The 17,813-nt window shown below is 68.3% G+C and carries 16 protein-coding genes; 8 read left to right on the top strand and 8 right to left on the bottom strand.

Annotation, left to right across the window (positions count from 1 at the left end):
- Positions 1-23: 23 nt before the first annotated feature.
- Positions 24-1,115 (bottom strand): Rv2578c family radical SAM protein, encoded by a 1,092-nt coding sequence (locus tag MJ603_RS08985; protein ID WP_243063374.1) that lies wholly within the window; start codon positions 1,113-1,115, stop codon positions 24-26.
- Between the two features lie 101 nt (positions 1,116-1,216).
- A complete protein-coding gene (locus tag MJ603_RS08980; RefSeq protein ID WP_243063373.1) occupies positions 1,217-2,236 on the bottom strand; it encodes a LacI family DNA-binding transcriptional regulator in 1,020 nt (339 codons plus the stop codon).
- 451 nt (positions 2,237-2,687) lie between these two features.
- Here MJ603_RS08980 and MJ603_RS08975 point away from each other — a divergent pair, with 451 nt between their 5' ends.
- Both MJ603_RS08975 and MJ603_RS08970 read left to right on the top strand, forming a co-directional pair.
- On the top strand, positions 2,688-4,421 hold the full coding sequence (locus MJ603_RS08975; protein WP_243063819.1) for a glycoside hydrolase family 13 protein: 1,734 nt from the start codon (positions 2,688-2,690) through the stop codon (positions 4,419-4,421).
- A gap of 1 nt (position 4,422) precedes the next feature.
- Positions 4,423-5,796: an ABC transporter substrate-binding protein gene (locus MJ603_RS08970; protein ID WP_243063372.1), complete on the top strand. Its 1,374-nt coding sequence runs from the start codon at positions 4,423-4,425 to the stop codon at positions 5,794-5,796.
- Positions 5,797-5,867: 71 nt separating this feature from the next.
- On the opposite strand, the gene MJ603_RS08965 is transcribed toward MJ603_RS08970, so the two are convergent.
- From MJ603_RS08965 to MJ603_RS08955, 3 genes are all read right to left on the bottom strand, one after another.
- On the bottom strand, positions 5,868-7,658 hold the full coding sequence (locus MJ603_RS08965; RefSeq protein ID WP_243063371.1) for an ABC-F family ATP-binding cassette domain-containing protein: 1,791 nt from the start codon (positions 7,656-7,658) through the stop codon (positions 5,868-5,870).
- Positions 7,659-7,999: 341 nt separating this feature from the next.
- A complete protein-coding gene (locus MJ603_RS08960) occupies positions 8,000-9,472 on the bottom strand; it encodes a malate:quinone oxidoreductase (RefSeq protein ID WP_308220579.1) in 1,473 nt (490 codons plus the stop codon).
- Between the two features lie 369 nt (positions 9,473-9,841).
- Positions 9,842-10,258 (bottom strand): hypothetical protein, encoded by a 417-nt coding sequence (locus tag MJ603_RS08955; RefSeq protein WP_243063370.1) that lies wholly within the window; start codon positions 10,256-10,258, stop codon positions 9,842-9,844.
- A 174-nt stretch (positions 10,259-10,432) separates the two neighbouring features.
- On the opposite strand from MJ603_RS08955, the gene MJ603_RS08950 reads away from it, so the two are divergent.
- Positions 10,433-11,113 (top strand): MerR family transcriptional regulator, encoded by a 681-nt coding sequence (locus tag MJ603_RS08950; RefSeq protein ID WP_243063369.1) that lies wholly within the window; start codon positions 10,433-10,435, stop codon positions 11,111-11,113.
- 13 nt (positions 11,114-11,126) lie between these two features.
- On the opposite strand, the gene MJ603_RS08945 is transcribed toward MJ603_RS08950, so the two are convergent.
- The gene (locus MJ603_RS08945) at positions 11,127-11,753 is read right to left on the bottom strand and encodes a DUF1684 domain-containing protein (RefSeq protein ID WP_243063368.1); all 627 of its coding nucleotides are present in this window, start codon (positions 11,751-11,753) and stop codon (positions 11,127-11,129) included.
- A gap of 101 nt (positions 11,754-11,854) precedes the next feature.
- Between MJ603_RS08945 and MJ603_RS08940 the strand changes: the two genes are divergently transcribed.
- Positions 11,855-13,159: an APC family permease gene (locus MJ603_RS08940; protein WP_243063367.1), complete on the top strand. Its 1,305-nt coding sequence runs from the start codon at positions 11,855-11,857 to the stop codon at positions 13,157-13,159.
- A 24-nt stretch (positions 13,160-13,183) separates the two neighbouring features.
- On the opposite strand, the gene MJ603_RS08935 is transcribed toward MJ603_RS08940, so the two are convergent.
- Complete coding sequence (locus MJ603_RS08935) at positions 13,184-14,263, bottom strand: aspartate-semialdehyde dehydrogenase (protein WP_243063366.1); 1,080 nt, start codon at positions 14,261-14,263, stop codon at positions 13,184-13,186.
- Between the two features lie 285 nt (positions 14,264-14,548).
- Between MJ603_RS08935 and MJ603_RS08930 the strand changes: the two genes are divergently transcribed.
- The 3 genes from MJ603_RS08930 to MJ603_RS08920 are packed head-to-tail and all read left to right on the top strand — an operon-like array spanning position 14,549 to position 16,637.
- A complete protein-coding gene (locus tag MJ603_RS08930; RefSeq protein WP_243063365.1) occupies positions 14,549-15,268 on the top strand; it encodes a FadR/GntR family transcriptional regulator in 720 nt (239 codons plus the stop codon).
- A complete protein-coding gene (locus tag MJ603_RS08925; protein WP_243063364.1) occupies positions 15,268-15,627 on the top strand; it encodes an L-rhamnose mutarotase in 360 nt (119 codons plus the stop codon). Before MJ603_RS08930 ends, MJ603_RS08925 begins: the two co-directional genes overlap by 1 nt.
- Positions 15,627-16,637 (top strand): amidohydrolase, encoded by a 1,011-nt coding sequence (locus MJ603_RS08920; RefSeq protein WP_243063363.1) that lies wholly within the window; start codon positions 15,627-15,629, stop codon positions 16,635-16,637. The genes MJ603_RS08925 and MJ603_RS08920 overlap by 1 nt, the downstream gene beginning before the upstream one ends.
- A 22-nt stretch (positions 16,638-16,659) precedes the next feature.
- Here the strand turns inward: MJ603_RS08920 and MJ603_RS08915 are convergent, their stop codons facing one another.
- Positions 16,660-17,037, bottom strand: a complete 378-nt coding sequence (locus MJ603_RS08915; RefSeq protein WP_243063362.1) for a helix-turn-helix domain-containing protein — start codon at positions 17,035-17,037, stop codon at positions 16,660-16,662.
- Positions 17,038-17,126: 89 nt separating this feature from the next.
- On the opposite strand from MJ603_RS08915, the gene MJ603_RS08910 reads away from it, so the two are divergent.
- Positions 17,127-17,789 carry an NAD(P)-dependent oxidoreductase gene (locus tag MJ603_RS08910; RefSeq protein ID WP_243063361.1) on the top strand — a complete coding sequence of 221 codons (663 nt, stop codon included), beginning with the start codon at positions 17,127-17,129 and terminating at the stop codon, positions 17,787-17,789.
- The last annotated feature ends 24 nt before the right edge of the window (positions 17,790-17,813 follow it).

Below are 17,813 nucleotides of genomic sequence, written 5' to 3'. Positions count from 1 at the left end.
GTGCGGCATCGAGCAGAACCGAATCAGAAGAGCGTGAGGCGCTCTTCGGGTACGACCGATGCGGGAGCCGGTTCTCCCGCTAGCCGAGTCCGTTCACCGTTGTCGTCGCGCATCACATTCAGTGCAGCGGACCGCACGCCGCCCGTCACCGGATCTTCCTCGCCGCGTTGCAGGCCGTGCGCGGTGATCAGCGGTTTGATGCGGGCGGCCAGCCACTTGCGGTAGTCCACCGGGGCGTAGGCCTTCGTCGCGTACATCGCCTCGTACTTCGGGACGAGCTCGGGATGCTCGCGCTCGAGCCACAGCATGAACCACTGTTTGACGCCGGGGCGCAGGTGAAGCGCCGTGTAGAGAACCGAGGTGGCACCGGCATCCTTCGCCGCGGTCAGCGCCGCGTCGAGGTGGGCTCGCGAGTCGGTCAGGTACGGCAGGATCGGCATCATGAAGACGGAGCAGTCCATTCCGTGTTCTCGCACTGCGCGCACCGTCTCGAGCCGTGCTTTGGTGCTCGGAGTTCCTGGCTCGACGGACTTCTGCAGCTCGTCGTCGTACACCGCGATCGACATGGCCAGGTCGACCGGGACCCGGGTGGCGGCATCCGCGATGAGATCGAGGTCGCGACGCAACAGGGTGCCTTTGGTGAGGATGCTGAACGGCGTTCCCGACTCGGCGAGCGCCGAGATGATCGACGGCATGAGCGCGTATCGGCCCTCAGCACGCTGATAGGGATCGGTGTTGGTGCCGAGTGCGACCGGATGCCTGCCCCAGTTCGGCTTCGCGAGTTCCTTGCGCAGCACCTCGGCCACGTTGACCTTGACGATGATCTCCCGATCGAAGTCGGTGCCCATGTTGAGCTCGAGATACCGGTGCGTGGGTCGGGCGAAGCAGTAAATGCATCCGTGACTGCAGCCCCGATACGGGTTGATGGTCCAGCCGAACGGCAGGGCTCCGCCGCCGCCCGGCACCTTGTTCAGAGCGGACTTCGCGAGCACCTCATGGAACGTCACGCCGGCGAAGTCGGGGGTACGCACCGAGCGCACGAGGTTGTTGAGCTTGGCGAGGCCGGGGAGGGCATCCGTCTGCTCAACCGAGATCTCCTGCCCGCTCCACCGCATACTTCATTCGAACTCATTTTCGAGTGAAATGCAACCCGCATCCGCGGGTGTGTCGGCTATGTATCCAGACCGGCCGCGCATCCGCACATCCACGTCCGGAGCTACCGCGACCGCTGCGCCGGCCCGGTCGACTCGCGAGGCACCAGGTGCACGGGCAGGACGACCGGTTCCGTGGGGCGCGAACCCTCGATCTCGTCGAGTACGAGGCGCACCGCCTCGTCGGACTTCGCGACGACATCCTGCGCGATCGTCGTCAGCTTGGGGGTGACATACGAGCTGAGGTCGATGTCGTCGAAGCCGACGACCGATACATCGCCCGGGACGCTCGCTCCGGATGCCCGCAGCCCTTCGAGCAGGCCGGCCGCGAGGATGTCCGCTGTCGCGAACACCGCCGTGGCATCCGGATGCCCGCGCACCAGCCCCCGCCCGAGCTCGACGCCCGCCGCGTACGAGGTGTCCGCCACGACGTCGCGCGAGGCATCCCACCGCAGTCCGGCCTTCTCCTGCGCCGCGACGAATCCTGCATGACGCTGTTGCACCACACCACTGGCGGCGAAGGCCGGGCCGGCGAACACGATGCGCCGGTGGCCCAACGAGATCAGGTGCTCGGCCGCCAGGCGGCCACCCTCGAAGTCGTTCGAACGCACGCCGGTCGTGACGACATTCGGCGAGTAGCTGTCGAGGGCGAGGATCGGCGTCTCCCCGACGGCGGTGAACGAATCGACATCCGCATCGACGAAGCCGAGCAATATCACGCCGTCGAGGTTCCATGACTTCACCGCCTCGAGCACCTCGGACGGCCTCGCCACACCGCGCAGCAGCAGGTGATAGCCGGCCTTGCGCAGCCTCCGTTCGAGCAGACCGAACATCGCGGCGTTGTGCGGACTGACCATCAGGCTGTCCTCGTCCGCGGCGGGCACCAGCAGACCGATCATGCGCGACGCGTTCGCCGCGAGCGACCTCGCGGAGGCGCTGGGCACGTAGCCCCGGCGCGCGACGATCTCCTGTACGCGTTCGATCGTGGACTCCGAGACCCTCCCGCGGTTGCCGTTGATCACGTTCGAGACGGTCATGACGCTGACGCCGGCCTCATCGGCGATGTCCTTGAGCGTCACCCGCACGGTGTCCCCTTCTCTGCGCTGTGTCTGCGCTCGTGGCCGCGAACTCGTTCCATCCGCCGCTCAAAGTACCGCGAATACAACGCCGAGCGACGGCATCCGGTCCGTCGACGGCGCAGCGCTGTACCCCGCGGCCTCCCTCGGCGGATGCCACGGGATCGCGCTTGACAGCCGTCACGAAGTGGCTCTATCGTCAACTCCCAGTACGGCAAGTGTAGCGCTAAACCTTTCGGCGGACTCCCCCACGGGCGTGTGGGAGATCGCCCCTCCGATCGCGCCGAATGCGCGAGGTCCGACGCCGAGCGGCGCTCGAGGCGATCGGCAGGGGCGGTCGCCGAAAGGGTCAGGGTCGCAAGGGCAAGTCGCTGCACGCCCACCCGAAGAGACCTCGCCCCGAGAGAAAGAACACGACGACGTGACGATCACCGATGACGCACCGGCCGACGGCTCCACGATGGCCGAAACGGTGGGCGAGGCGACGACCGAACGGATCGGCGACGCCGACTGGTGGCGCACCGCGGTGGTTTATCAGGTGTATCCACGCAGCTTCTCCGACTCCGATGGCGACGGCGTCGGCGATCTCGCCGGCGTGCGAGGCCGGCTGCCCTACCTTCATGAGCTCGGCGTCGACGCGATCTGGTTCACGCCCTGGTACTCCTCGCCGCTGGCCGACGGCGGTTACGACGTCGCGGACTACCGCACCATCGACCCGGTGCTCGGATCGCTCGAGGAGGCCGAACTGCTGATCGTTCAGGCGCGCGAGTTGGGCATCCGCACGATCGTCGACATCGTGCCGAACCACGTCTCTGATCGGCACGCCTGGTTTCAGGATGCCCTCGCCGCAGCTCCCGGATCGCCGGAGCGCGACCGGTTCTGGTTCCGCCAGGGACGGGGCGTCGACGGCAGCCTGCCGCCCACCGACTGGGAGTCGAGCTTCGGCGGTGGTACGTGGACACGAACGACGGACCAGGACGGCACACCCGGCGAGTGGTACCTGCATCTCTTCGCGCCGGAGCAGCCCGACCTCAACTGGCAGAACGCCGACGTACGTGCCGAGCACGAGGACGTGCTGCGGTTCTGGTTCGATCGCGGAGCTGCCGGCGTGCGCATCGACTCTGCCGGCTTGCCCGTGAAGGACCCCTCGCTCCCCGACATGCGGGGCGTTTCCGGATACGGCGCCGGCGAGCATCCACACCTCGACAGAGACGAGCTGCACGACATCTACCGGGCGTGGCGACGCGTCGCCGACTCCTACGACGAGCCCCGTGTGCTCGTCGCCGAGGTCTGGCTGGCCGACGCGGATCGCTTCGCCGCCTACCTGAGGCCGGACGAGATCCACACCGCCTTCAACTTCGACTTCATGACCGGCCCGTGGCGAGCGGATGCCGTACGCGCCGTCATCGACGCCACCCTGCGCAGCCACGCGCCCGTCGGCGCACCGGCGACCTGGGTGCTCTCGAACCACGACATCACCCGTCCGGTGACGAGGCTCGGCCGGGCGGAAACGTCGTTCTCGTTCGACGCCAAGCGTTTCGGCACTCCGACCGACCGCGCTCTGGGAGAGCGTCGGGCGCGAGCGGCTGCACTGCTCGCCGCAGGCTTGCCCGGCGTGCTCTACGTGTACCAGGGCGACGAACTCGGCCTGCCGGAGGTGGAAGACCTGCCGCGGGAGTCGATCACCGATCCGATGCACTTCCGTTCAGGCGGCGTCGACCCCGGCCGCGACGGATGCCGTGTGCCGCTTCCCTGGACGTCCACCGGCAGCGCATTCGGCTTCTCGCCCGACGGTGCGTCCACCACGCCGTGGCTCCCTCAGCCGCGGGACTGGGGTCCGCTCAGCGTGCAGGCGCAGTCGCAGGATCCGTCGTCGATGTTGTCGCTCTACCGCAGCGCATTACGGCTGCGTCGCGCCGAGCCGGCGCTCCGCAGCGAGCGCTTCTCGTGGGTGCCGCAGCGGGCATCCGGTGTTCTCTCATTCGCCAGAGGGGACGATCTGATCTGCATCGTCAACTTCGGGCCGCACGATCACGCGCTCGAGCCGGATGCCGACATCCTGCTCGCCAGCGCCCCACTCGTCGGCGGTGCCCTGCCGCCCGACACCGCGGTATGGCTCCGTCGCAGACCGGGCGCCGCGCATCCAGCACCACCCGAAACAGCACTGCACCCAAGTGATCAACAGAGGAGTTGACATGTCCAACACGTTCCGCAGAGCGGTGGCGATCTCGGCGGCGGCCGCGATCGCGGCGCTCGGCCTTGCCGGATGCTCGTCGTCCGGCACCAGCACCCCCACCGACGGCAAGGTGACGATCACTGTTGCCGAGGACGTCGGCCTGCAGCCGGCCGCCAAGAAGGACATCGAGAACCGCGTCGCGAAGTTCGAGAAGAAGTACCCGAACATCACGGTGAAACCGCAGGAATACAAGTGGACGGCGACGACCTTCTCCGCCCAACTGGCGGGAGGCACGCTGCCGAACGTGTTCACCGTGGCGTTCACGGACGGCAAGGGGCTCATCCAGCAGCACCAGGTCGCGGACATCAGCAAGGAAGTAGCCGAGTACCCGTGGGCGAAGAAGCTCAACTCGTCGGTGGTGAAGAACGGTGAGGACTCCAAGGGTGCGATGCTCGCCGTGCCGATCGCCGCTTACGGCCAGGCTCTCCACTACAACCGGGACCTGTTCACGAAGGCCGGGCTCGACCCCGACAAGCCTCCGACCACCTGGGCGCAGATCCGCAAGGATGCCAAGCAGATCTCCGAGAAGACCGGCCAGGCCGGCTACGCGACGATGACGAAGGACAACACGGGCGGCTGGACCCTCACCACGATGGCGTACGCGCTCGGTGGGCGTGCCGAGAGCGGCGTGGGCGCCAAGACGAAGGCGACAGTGAACTCGCAGGCGTTCGTCGACGCGCTCGATCGGCTGCACGACATGCGCTGGAAGGACGACTCCATGGGATCGAACTTCCTCTACGACTGGAACGGCATCAACCAGGCGTTCGTCGCCGGCCAGGTCGGCATGTACGTCTCAGGTGGCGGCAACTACTCGTCGCTGGTCGCGCAGAACAACATCGACCCGAAGATGTACGGCGAATCCGTCGTGCCGTTGCAGGGCGAGGATGCCGGTGCGCTCGGCGGCGGAACGCTCGCGATGGTGAGCACCAAGTCCACTGCAGCTCAGCAGGAGGCATCCGTGAAGTGGATCGACTACTTCTACATGGAGAACCAGTTCGATCAGAAGACGGCGACGTCGACTGCGAAGGCCCAAGCCGACGACAAGCAGGCCGTCGGAGTGCCGCAGGTGCCGGTCTTCGACAAGGCGACCTACGACAAGTACATGGGGTGGATCGAGCCGTACGTGAACGTGCCGGTCGACCAGTTCAAGTACTACACGGACAAGGAGTTCGAGCAGCCGTTGCTCGCTGAGCCCGCCGAGAACACGCAAGACCTCTACGGCGCACTCGACCCCGTCGTCCAGGCGGTGCTCACCGACCAGAACGCCGACATCCCCACGCTGCTCGCTGCGGCGAACGCCAAGGTGCAATCGCTGCTCGACGCGGCGCAATAGCGCGCCGCCACCCCCGCCGCCGCCCCGCCCCGCCGGTCCCGATCCGGGCCACCAGGAGGGCGGGGCGACCACTACCCGATCGGCAGAGGCGCGAGGGGGAGCTCGTCGCCGGACCAGCGGCGGCGCAACCAACGGTCGTGGCTCGCCACGACCACCGCTCCCGGGTAGCTGCCGAGAGCATCCTCGAGCTCGCCGGCCAGCGTCAGCGACAGATGGTTCGTCGGTTCGTCGAGCAGGAACACATGCGGCGGCTTCGCGATGATCAGCGCAAGCGCGAACCTGCGCTGCTGCCCGACCGAGAGCGCTCCGACCGGGCGATCGAGATCCCGCGGTGCCAGCAGCCCGAGCGAGGTGAGCGGAAGCTGCTCCGCCCGCCGCTCCCCCAGCGCCGACCGGTACAGCGCCCGCGGGGTCGCGGCAGGGTCCGCGAATCGCACGTCCTGCTCGAGCAGGCCGACGCGCAGCGCCTTGCGCCGCGACACCGTGCCGGAATCCGGCGTGATCGTCCCCGCCAACAGCCCGAGCAGCGTGGATTTGCCGGCGCCGTTCGGGCCGGTGACCAGCAGCCGGGTGTCGGGCTCGATGCGCAGGCGGTCGACGCGCAGGCGGTGCTCGACCCGCGCATCCGTCACCTGCAGCAGGGTGCCGGCCGAGTCGTCCAGCGCGTGCGATCCGCTCGGGATGCCCGCGAAGCTCAGCAGCGCAGGCGGCTTGCGCACCTGGTCGCGTTCGAGCTCGTCGAGGCGTCCCTGCGCGTTGCGCACCCGGCGCGCGATCTGCGCGTCGACCCGCTGCCCCTTGAAGACGCCGATGAACTTGTCGTTGTCGCGCGGCGCCCTCGGGCTGTGCGTGGCGCGGGCGGTCACCGCCGTGGAGTGGCGCAGCGCGTTCAGCTCGTCCTGCTCGTCGCGGTACTGCCGCTCCCAGCGCTCGCGCTCGCCAGCCTTGTGCACGAGGTACGCCGTGAACGCGCCCTCGCCGGTGGATGGAGCGCCGAACACGGTCGCGCCGTTACCGGATGCCTGCACGCCGCTGCCGCTTCTCCCCGCGTCCGCCGCCGGCGAGTGACCGCCGAGCGCCGCACGCGATGGGTCGAGGTCCACCAGCGTTGTTGCGACCGCGTCGAGGAACGCGCGATCGTGGCTGGCGAACATGACCGGACCGCTCCACCCGACCAGCTGTCGTTGGAGGAACTCCACTGCGTCGTCGTCCAGGTGGTTGGTCGGCTCGTCGAGCAGCAAGGCGTCCGGTCGCCGCAGAAGCAGCGCCGCCATCGCGAACCTGCTGCGCTGGCCGCCGGAGACCTCGCCGAGCGTGCGATCGAGCGGGATGCCCGACACGCCCAGCCCCGCGAGCACGCGGTCGCGCCTCGAGTCGGCTGTCCAGACATCCGCTCGCTCGGCTGCGGCGAGCGCCGCGTCGTAGCGTTCGGATGCCTGCAGCAGCTGCTCCGCGTCGGATGCCTCCCCGAGCGCGATGCCGGCGGCATCCAGCTCGCGCTCGATGGCGCGCACTTCGGCGAGCGCCTGTTCGACGAGCGACGCGAGCGTGTCCCGAGGTGCGAACCGCACCTCCTGCCAGAGGAATCCGGTGCGCGCCGGGCGCGAGATCGAACCCTGGTCGGGCTCCTCCGCGCCGGAGAGGATGCGCAGCAGCGTCGATTTGCCGACGCCGTTCTCGCCGATCAGTCCGACGCGGGCGCCGGGCGGAACCGTGAGCGAGACATCCGTGAGCACGCTGCGTTCCCCGTAGCTGCGGGAGACTCCCTCGGCTCGCAGATGATCGGCGACCACGGCGGGAACACGGTCGGCGTCGACGGGCGACAGGGCTGCTTCGGTGGGTATGGATAGGGAACGTGGCAAGGTGGAGCCGCCTCTCTGGCGAGCTCGCCGAAGCGAGCGGGAGCTCCCGCCGGGCGTTGGCATCCGAGGTCAGAGCCGGTCGGGCCATGCCGGAGAGCGCAGGCGAAGTGCCTGGTTCACCTCGGTGGTGACCGGTCTTCGTCGGGTGCGCTGCGGTGCAACATCGATGTGTCGCGAATCCGCAGGGGTCGAGCCTCGTGCGCGGGACGAAGGTGGTCACTTCTTCATAGCGTCGACCACTGTAGCAGACGTCTCAGCCTCGCTGAGCTGGGAGATCTCGCTACGCGTCCGCTCTGCGGGCGCTACTCGATCAGCGTATGAGGCGTGGTACGCGGGGCAGCTCAGCCTTCGAGGCCCAGGGCCTTCGACGTCTCCGCCTGCACTCGTGCGGCCGCTTCCGGCCGGTCGTTCAGCGTGGTGCCCATGGTCGGAATGAGTTCGGCGAGCTTCGGCTCCCACGTCGGCCACTGCTGCGGGAAGCACTTCTGCAGCACGTCGAGCATGATCGGCACGGCCGTCGAGGCGCCGGGCGATGCGCCGAGCAGGCCGGCGATCGATCCGTCGGATGCCGCGACCACCTCGGTGCCGAACTGCAGCACGCCGCCGTGCTGGGCATCCTTCTTCATCACCTGCACGCGTTGGCCCGCGGTGATCAGCTCCCAGTCCTCGCCCTTGGCCGTCGGCATGAACTCTCGAAGTGCCTGGACCTTCTTGGCACGTGAGGCGAGCAGCTCGGTGATCAGGTACCTCATCAGCGGAATGTTGTCGCGCGCGACGGCGAGCATCGGACCGAGATTGCCCGCGCGAATCGAACCGGGAAGGTCCCACCACGAGCCCTTCTTGAGGAACTTCGGGCTGAACCCGGCGAACGGGCCGAACAACAGGGATGCCTCGCCGTTCACCACGCGCGTGTCGAGGTGCGGCACGGACATCGGCGGGGCGCCGACAGCGGCCTTGCCGTAGACCTTGGCCTCGTGCTGGCCCACGATCTTCGGGTTCGTGGTGCGGAAGAACTTGCCGCTGATCGGGAATCCGCCGAAGCCGTTGATCTCGTCGATGCCTGAGGACTGCAGCAGATGCAGCGCGCCGCCGCCCGCGCCGACGAACACGAATCGCGCCTCGACACTGTGCGGGGTGTTGCCGACGGTGTGCTTGACCCTGAGGCGCCAGGTGTTCTGCCTGGTGCGACGGATGCTCTTCACGCGGCAGTTCAGGTAAAGCTCGGCTCCGCGCTGCTTCAGTCCGTCGACCAGGGCGTTCGTCAGCGCGCCGAAGTCGACATCCGTGCCGGCGGTGATTCGAGTGGCTGCGATCGGCTCGCGTGTGCGGCCCTTGATGAGCAGCGGAGCCCACTCGCGGATCACCTTGTGGTCTTCGCTGTACTCCATTCCGGAGAACAGCGGCTGGTCCTTCAGCGCCTTGTACCGTTTGCGCAGGTACTTCACGTTGTCGCCGCCGCGCACGAACGTCATGTGCGGGGTCGAGGTGATGAACGTGTTGGGGAGCTCGCCCTGTTCGACGAGCGAGGACCAGAACTGCCTGCTGAGCTGGAACTGCTCATTGATGCTGATCGCCTTGTCGGGCGAGACGCTGCCGTCTTTCGCCTCCGGCATGTAGTTGAGCTCGCACATCGCCGCGTGCCCTGTTCCCGCGTTGTTCCACGGGTTCGAGCTCTCTTGCGCGACCTCGCCGAGGCTCTCGTAGATGCGGATCGTCCAGTCCGGCTGCAACCGCTGGAGCATCGTGGCCAGCGTGGCGCTCATGATGCCCCCGCCGATGAGGACGACGTCTAACGGGGCTCGGGAATCACTCACTCGAACAATTCTATTGGCGTGAACGGGGTGCTGCCGACCGGGCGGGAACGCGCGCCCGGCGCCGCTGGGGGAGCAACACCGGACGCGCTGTCACCCCTGTGCGCTCCAACCGCGTGGCGTGCGCCTCGCGGCGAGCGCTTCAGGGATGTTCCGGGACGGCATCGTCTTCGGGTGACGCCTTCTCGGTACTTCGTGCTGCCGCATGATTCGGGTGATCGTGCGGCAGCACTCCTGCAGGCTATGCAGCGAACCTGGTCAATCGACCAGAAACGGCCAAATAGCGGCCGATGCCCAGGGTGTTCTCAGTCGCCGCCTTCGTGTTCATAGTCGCCGCACCCGTGGACCGCACCGCCATGCCGCCACCGGTCGCTACGCACGGGACGATCCGAGCACGATCAGCAGGATGCCGCCGCCCAGCATCGCAATCGTGAGCACGGTGAATCCCACCCAGATCAGCGCGCGTGCGCCGTTGGGCTGCTGCGGATCGCGGCCGATCACCGAGAAGAAGAAGCCTCCGGGAATGAGCAGGGCGCACGCCAGCACGGCGATGCCGACGACTTCTCCCCACACCCCGGCGTGCGCGGCACTCATCACGAGCAGCACGACGAGTCCGAGGATCACGAGCACGCCGGCATGCGCGTGGCCGGCGCGGAAGAACGACTTCTGCAGCGCATTCGCGCCCTGTTTGCCGGTGACCACGCGCAGCATGAACGTGCCGCCGTATGCGATGCCGATGACCGTCAGCAGTACCACGCCGACGGTGATGGTGGTGGATGCCGCGAGCATGACGCGCCTGCCTTCTCCGGCACTGCAGACCGGTCCGGATGCCCTCCGGCCCGGCGTCGTGCGCCGGTGTCGCTGATTGGATAGTTACAGTATCCAATATTGGATACCTGTACTATCCAATGTCAAGGGATACGTCCCGATGTGGCAGCACCCTCGAGGAGCAAGGGAGAGCGGATGCGCATCTCGGAGTTGGCTCGACGCAGCGGCGTGCCGGTCGCGACGATCAAGTTCTATCTGCGGGAGGGCATCCTGCCGACGGGTGCGGCCCGCGGCGCGACCCAGGCCGACTACGACGACGATCACCTCAATCGGCTGCGGCTGATCCGATCGCTCGCAGAGCTCGCCGCACTCCCGATCGCGCAGATCAAGACCGTGCTCGGGCTGATCGACCACCCTGACGCTGACCTGTTCACGACGCTCGGGAAGGCTATCTCGGCGCTGCCGCCCTACGTCGAGTCCGGCGGGGGCGAGCATCCGCGCGCGCGCGCGGCGATCGAGCACCTCGGCTGGACGTACGACGAGACGTTCCCGGCGACCTGGCAGCTCGAGCGCGCACTGGCTGCGGTGGAGGAGGCGGGCATCCCGCTGACCGACGAGCGGCTGGATGCCTACGGCGCCGCCCTGCATCCGATGGCCGAGTACGACGTGGCGGGAGCACCAGGTGGTGCGATCGACGCGGATGCCTCCGCTACCGGTCACCCTGTTATCGACCGCAGTGCTGCCGAGCGCAGTGCCGCCGCACGTTCGGCCGCCGTACGTTACGCGGTGCTCGGCACCGCACTCTACGAACCGGTCGTCGTCGCACTCCGCCGTCTGGCGCACCAGGACATCGCGGCGCGCCGCCTCGGCGCCTGACGTTCTCCGCGCGTCAGCCCCGGTACCGCTCCCCCACCGGGATCTCGACGCCGACCGTGTTGCCCGCCGGCGCCAGCGGGCACGCCCATGCCGGGTCGTACGCGCAGCTCGGGTTGTAGGCGAAGTTGAAGTCGAGCACGATCGTTCCCCGCGTGCCACCGGCTCCGAGGTCGGCGCCCTTGATGGTGTCGAGCAGGTAGCGGCCGCCGCCGTAGGTTCCGTCTTGATGCCCGGCCGAGGCATCCTTCACCGGCACGAAGAGCCCGCCGCCGTACGACCGCAGCCGCCAGACGTCGAACGAGCCGACGTCGGGCACGCGCACGGCGCCGATGCGTTCGAACGGCACGACTCCGTCTGTGCCGGTCTCCACGTCGAGCGCGGCCGGCTCTGCGTCGTCGATCGGCAGTTCGAATCGCCACGCGGGGTCGTACACCGGAACGGGCAGGCCGGAGAAGAGCGCTCGATCCTCTGGCAGCAGAGGCGTCGAAGGATGCGTCGCGAACAGCGCGTCGCGCTCGACGACCCACGCAGCGTGGGCTGCTGCGGGCTCCTCCTCCGACAGCTCGCGAACGAGTTCGTACAGTGCGAACACGCGACGCCGCCAGTCGGCGACGTCGACAGCGGTCTGGATGCCGGTCATGGGTCAACCCTGCCGCAGATGCGCGGATGCCGCAGCCGCACATGTCGCGGGCGGAGGAGCGCCGCGCCACGGATGTCGGGGGCCTCCGGCATGATGAGCGGATGCCCGACCGTGCCCTCGACACCTCGCCCGGCGGATCCCCCAAGGGAATCGGCCTCGCGCAGGGCACGGCACTGTACGTGGCCGCGGTGCTCGGCACCGGCATCCTGCTGCTGCCTGCGCTGGCCGCCGAGGCGGCCGGTCCCGGCGCGATCGTCGCCGTCGTCGTGCTCGCCGTCGTGTCCGTTCCGCTTGCGGCGACCTTCGCGGCGCTGTCGACGCGGCATCCGGATGCCGGTGGCGTCGCCACCTTCGCCCGTCGCGCCTTCGGCCCCACGTCCGCTCGTGTCGTGAGCTACTGGTTCTTCTTCGGCACGCCGATCGGCGCTCCGATCGCCGCCATCATGACGGCGCAGTACGTCGTGGCGATCATCGGCGGCAGCAGAACCACGGTGATCGTGATCGCTGCCGCGCTGGTGGTCATCCCCGTGCTGATCGCCGTCTTCGGCGTGCGCTTCACCGCATGGGCGCAGCTCGGGCTCAGTGCGGCACTGATGGCGATCCTCGTGCTCGCTCTCGCCGCCGCCGCCCCGCACACCCGCTCGGAGAACTTCACACCGTTCCTGCCGCACGGTCTCGCAGGCGTCGGCGTGGCGATCAGCCTCTACGTGTGGGCATTCGCCGGATGGGAGGCGGTCGCAGGCATCGCCGGCGAATTCTCCAGGCCGCGTCGCGACATCCCGCGCGCGACCGCGCTGGCGCTCGCCATCGTCGCTGTCGCGTACGTCGCCATCCAGACCGTGGTCGTCGGCGTGCTCGGGCCAGCGGCCGGGCACGGTACTGCGCCGCTGCTCGATCTGGTCACCGTCGGGCTCGGCCCCGGCTGGGGCGCCGTGGTCGCGTGCGTTGCAGTGATCGTGGTGGTCGGCGTCTTCAATGCATACATTGCGGCATTCAGCAAACTCGGTGCCGCAATGGGACGCGACGGGGATCTGCCTGCCTGGTTCGGCCATGGCTTCGAGCGAGGCGGCATCGCGCGCAGAGGACTGATGCTCAGCACCGCGGTCATCACCGTGTACTTCGTGGTCGTCGCGTTCATCCCCGATCTTCAGCCCGTGATCCTCGTGCACACGAGCATTGCCGCGGCCATCTACGGCATGGGCGTCGCGAGTGCGGTGGTGCTGCTGCCGCGCTGGAGCCTCGGCTGGTGGATGGCCGTCGTCTCCTGCGTGCTCGTACTCGGCCTGCTCGTGCTCGCCGGAGCGAACCTGGTGTATCCGGCCGTGGTCGCCGTGGGAGCCGTGCTGGTGGGCGTGATAGCGCCGGCGCGGGGGCGCCGGACATCCGACGTGGCCGCCGGAAGCTAGCCACCGGAAGCCGGGCGGGCGGGCTCAGACCGCGACTGCCGCCTTGCGCTGGGCCGCCACGATCTCCGCGATCTGCACGGCATTGAGCGCCGCACCCTTGCGCAAGTTGTCGTTCGAGATGAAGAGTGCGAGGCCGCGGCCCTCTGGCGCGCCCTCGTCCTGACGGATGCGACCGACGTAGCTGGGGTCGTTGCCGGCGGCGTGGAGCGGGGTCGGGACATCCTCGAATGCGACGCCTGGGGCATCCTGCAACAGCTCGGTCGCACGCTCGGGCGAGAGCGCCGAAGTGAACTCGGCGTTGATGGACAGCGAGTGCCCTGTGAACACCGGCACGCGCACGCAGGTGCCGCTGACGAGCAGGTCGGGCAGTTCGAGGATCTTGCGGCTCTCGTTGCGGAGCTTCTTCTCCTCGTCGGTCTCGTTCAGCCCGTCGTCGACGATGGAGCCGGCGAGCGGGATGACATCGAACGCGATCGGTCGCACGTATTTCTCGGGGGCGGGCAGCTCGATCGCCGATCCGTCGTGCACCAGGTCGAGCAGGTGGCCGGATGCCACGGCCGCCTCCGCCTGTCCGGCGAGCTCCTGCGCCCCGGCCAGTCCCGAACCGCTGACCGCCTGATAGGTCGAGACGATGAGCCGTGTGAGTCCCGCCTCGGCGTCGAGCACCTTCAGCACAGGCATGGCCGCCATCGTGGTGCAGTTCGGATTCGCGATGATGCCGCGGCCTCCCGCTGCACGGTCCGCCTCGGCGATCGCGTGCGGGTTGACCTCGCTCACGACCAGCGGAACCTCGGGGTCCATGCGCCAGGCGCTGGAATTGTCGATCACGATCGCGCCGGCATCCGCGAACTTGGGTGCGAAGGCGCGGCTACCGGTTGCACCCGCGGAGAACAGCGCGATGTCGATCCCGTCGAGGTCGGCAGTGGCGACGTCTTCGACGACGATGTCCTCGCCCTTGAACTCGAGCGTGCGACCGGCCGAGCGGCTCGTCGCGAACAGGCGCAGCGTCTCCACCGGAAAGTCGCGTTCCGCCAGGATGCGACGCATCACCGTGCCGACCTGTCCGGTGGCGCCGACGATGCCTACGGTCAATCCGTTGCTCATGCGAGTTCCTTCTGTGCCGGCCGGCGGGATGTCGCGCGGCGGTCTTCGTTTGCGGAGCCCGAGCATCCGCGGGTGTCAAAGCTCAATTCTGACAGAGCCGCCGCTATTCCCCGACCCATCTCCTCCCCGCAGCCGTCGACCCGGCACTGTGTTGCCGAGCGGCCCCCGAATTCGCGTGAACTGAGGGGTGGCTCGGCAATACAGTGCCGGGTCGACGAGGGCTGCGGGCACTTCATCCCCTCCGCATACATCGGATGTCTGGGCGGTGCAGCGGTACCATCGCGTATGGCCGTCACGGACGAAGCGATCCTCAAGATCAAAGGGATGATCACGAGCGGCCGGCTCGCTCCCGGCGATCGATTGCCGCCGGAGAAGGAGCTCAGCGAGAGCCTCGGGCTCTCGCGATCGTCGTTGCGCGAGGCTGTGAAGGCGCTCGAGGTGATCCGCGTGTTGGATGTGCGTCGCGGCGACGGCACGTACGTCACGAGCCTGGAACCCCGCCTGCTGCTCGAGGCGCTCTCGTTCGTGGTCGACCTGCACGACGACAGGTCGGTGCTCGAGATCTTCGGTGTGCGGCGCATCCTGGAGCCGGCCGCGGCCAGGCTCGCCGCCGCTCGCATCGACGACGACGAGCTGAAGGAGTTGGATCGTCTCGTCGAGAAGACCAGCGGCACCGACGGCATCGAGTCGCTCGTGCAGCACGATCTCGAATTCCATCAGGCGATCGCCCGATCCAGCGGCAACGACTACCTGGCTCAGCTCATCGACTCGATCTCCAGCCACACCGTTCGTGCCCGCATCTGGCGCGGGCTCACGCAGGGCGGCGCCGCCGATCGCACCATCGCCGAGCACCGCGCGATCCTCGACGCGCTTCGCCGCCACGATGGCGAGCTTGCGGCGGCACACGCCCTCACGCACGTGGCGGGCATCGAGGACTGGCTACGCGAGGCATCCGTCGCCACAGGCGAAAGGTCACCATCGTCGAGCACTGGGAAGGATGCCTGATGAAGGTCGCGCTTCATTCGACGCTCCGCGAGGGCGCGGCCGCCGACTACCGGCGCGAGCATGTGCGCATCCCCGACGAGCTGCTGGCGCTGTTCGACCGGGCGGGAATCCGCGACTGGATCATCTGGCGCTCGGGCGACCGGCTCTTCCACGTGGTCGACTGCGAGGATTTCGATGCAGCGATGGCCGTGATCCGCGCCGGCGATGCCGACCGTCGATGGCAGGAGCACATCGGCGTGTACGTCGACGACTTCTACGGCCCGGACGGCGAGCCCGGCTACCTGCCGCTCGAGCAGATCTGGGGTCTGCAAGACCAGCGGCGTGCCGACGCCGCGCTTCCCGACATGGGCATCGACTGATGCTCGTCGACGCCCACGTGCACGTCTGGAACGTCACGCGGCTCGACTACCCCTGGCTCGACAGCGTTCCTGTGCTGAATCGCACGTTCACGCCCGAGCAGATAGATCGTGCCGACGGCGCCACCACTCACGCGGTCTTCGTGCAGGCGGGATGCCTTCCACGTCAGTCGCTCGCCGAGGCACGGTGGGTAGAAGCCCAGGCGGATGCCTGGCCCGAGCTCTCCGCGATCGTCGCGGCCGCAGACCTGCGCTCCGGCGCTGCGCTCGACGCCCACCTCGATGCGTTGGCTTCTCTCGACGTGCAAGCTTCACCCGAGGCGGCCTCCTCCGACGCTCCGGCCTTCCCCTCGGTGCAGGATGCCCCGCCCGGACAGCCGTCGGGGCGTCGCGTGCCCGTCGCAGGCATCCGTCACCTGCTGCAGGACGAGTCACCGGAACTGCTCGCCGACCCCGCGAGCACCCGCGCCCTCGTCGACGGCCTTCGCCGTCTCGCCGAGCGCGGGCTGACGTTCGATCTCTGCGTGCGGCATCCGCAACTCGACACCGCGATCGATCTGCTCGAACGTGTGCCGGAGCTTCCGACCGTGCTCGATCATGTCGGCAAGCCGCCGGTCGACGACACGATCGACAGCGCGTCGGGTCGTTCCTGGGCACGTGCAATCGACCGGCTGGCCGCGCTGCCGCACGCACACGTGAAACTCAGCGGGTTGGCGGCAGAGGCATCCACAGCGGAGTCGCTCGATGCACACGTCGAGGAGTTTCTGGTGCATGCGCTGAACGCGTTCGGTCCGGCTCGGTCGATGATCGGCAGCGACTGGCCGGTCAGCGCGCTGACGGGTGCCGCGACCACGTTCGCGAGCTGGCGGGAGCGCGTGCGCGCCGCTGCTGCCACGGCCGGCTGCACCGGCGACGCAGCGCGCTCGATCGAGTCCGAAACCGCGGTGCGGTTCTATCGGCTACCGGTTCCTCGCTCCGCAGGGAGCCGAGCCGTGAACTCGTCCGACGACTGAGCCGGCGACCAGACGTGAACGATCAGGCCGCGCCGTCGTAGGCATCCTGCGACGCCGACACATCGCTGAGATGCTCGATCGACCACTCCTGAAGAGCCTTGAGCGGTTCCAGCAGTGTTCGACCGGCCTCGGTGAGCGCGTACTCGACGCGAACCGGCACCTCGGGGTAGACGGTGCGCAGCACGAGCCCGTCGCGTTCGAGTCCTCGCAGGGTCTGGGTCAGCATCTTCTGCGAGACGCCCTCGACGCGACGGCGGAGCTCCGAGAATCTCGCATCGCCCTCCCCCAGCACTCCGACGATGAGCACGGTCCACCGATCACCGATGCGGTCGAGGATGCGACGGGTCGGGCACCCGGCCTGGTACGGGTTGCCGAGAACGGTCGGCGATGTGGTTACCACAAAGTGCCTTCTTCCCAAAGGAGATCTGCTCTCTTATGGTAACCATGTGCCTCGTCATGAGGCGCAGTTCCTGCGAAGAAAGGCACACCATGTCCCGCATCACCGTCATCGGCGGCACCGGCTACGCCGGGTCCGCCATCGTCGCCGAGGCAGCCGCTCGTGGCCACGAGGTCACCGCGCTCAGCCGTTCGCTGCCCGCCGAGCCTGTCGCCGGCGTGAACTACGTGCAGGGCGACGCCACGGATGAGGCGGCACTGTCGTCGGTGATCTCCGGCTCGGATGTCGTGGTCGGTGCGCTCGCTCCCCGCGGTCCGCTCGCGCCCAGCGATGTCGCAGATCCCTTCCGCGACGTATACCGCACGATCACTCGGCTTGCCGACGCCGAGAGCGCCCCGCTGTTCATCGTCGGCGGCTACTCGTCGCTGCGTCCAGCTGCCGGAGCACCGCGCTTCGTGGAAGACCTCAGCCACACTCCCGAGGAGATTCACGCCGAGGTCACGACGGTCGCCGAGCTCATCAGCCACGACCTGCCCGCCACCTCGGAAACGCTCGACTGGGTGTTCGTGAGCCCGGCAGCCGGGTTCGGGTCTTTTGCGCCCGGCGAGCGACTCGGGCGCTACCGGGTCGGCAGCGACGTGACTGTCGAGCCCGACGGCGGCGGAGCCATCTCGGGCGCGGACTACGCCATCGGATTCGTCGACCTGATCGAGCAGGGCGACCACCACAGGGCGCACCTCAACCTCGCATACTGAGAACCGGTGCACAGAGTCGCGTAA

This window comes from Humibacter sp. RRB41, assembly GCF_022761015.1.
GTDB lineage: Bacteria > Actinomycetota > Actinomycetes > Actinomycetales > Microbacteriaceae > Humibacter.
The sequence above is the reverse complement of the archived record's forward strand: the minus strand, read 5'-3'. Positions and strand labels throughout refer to the sequence as shown.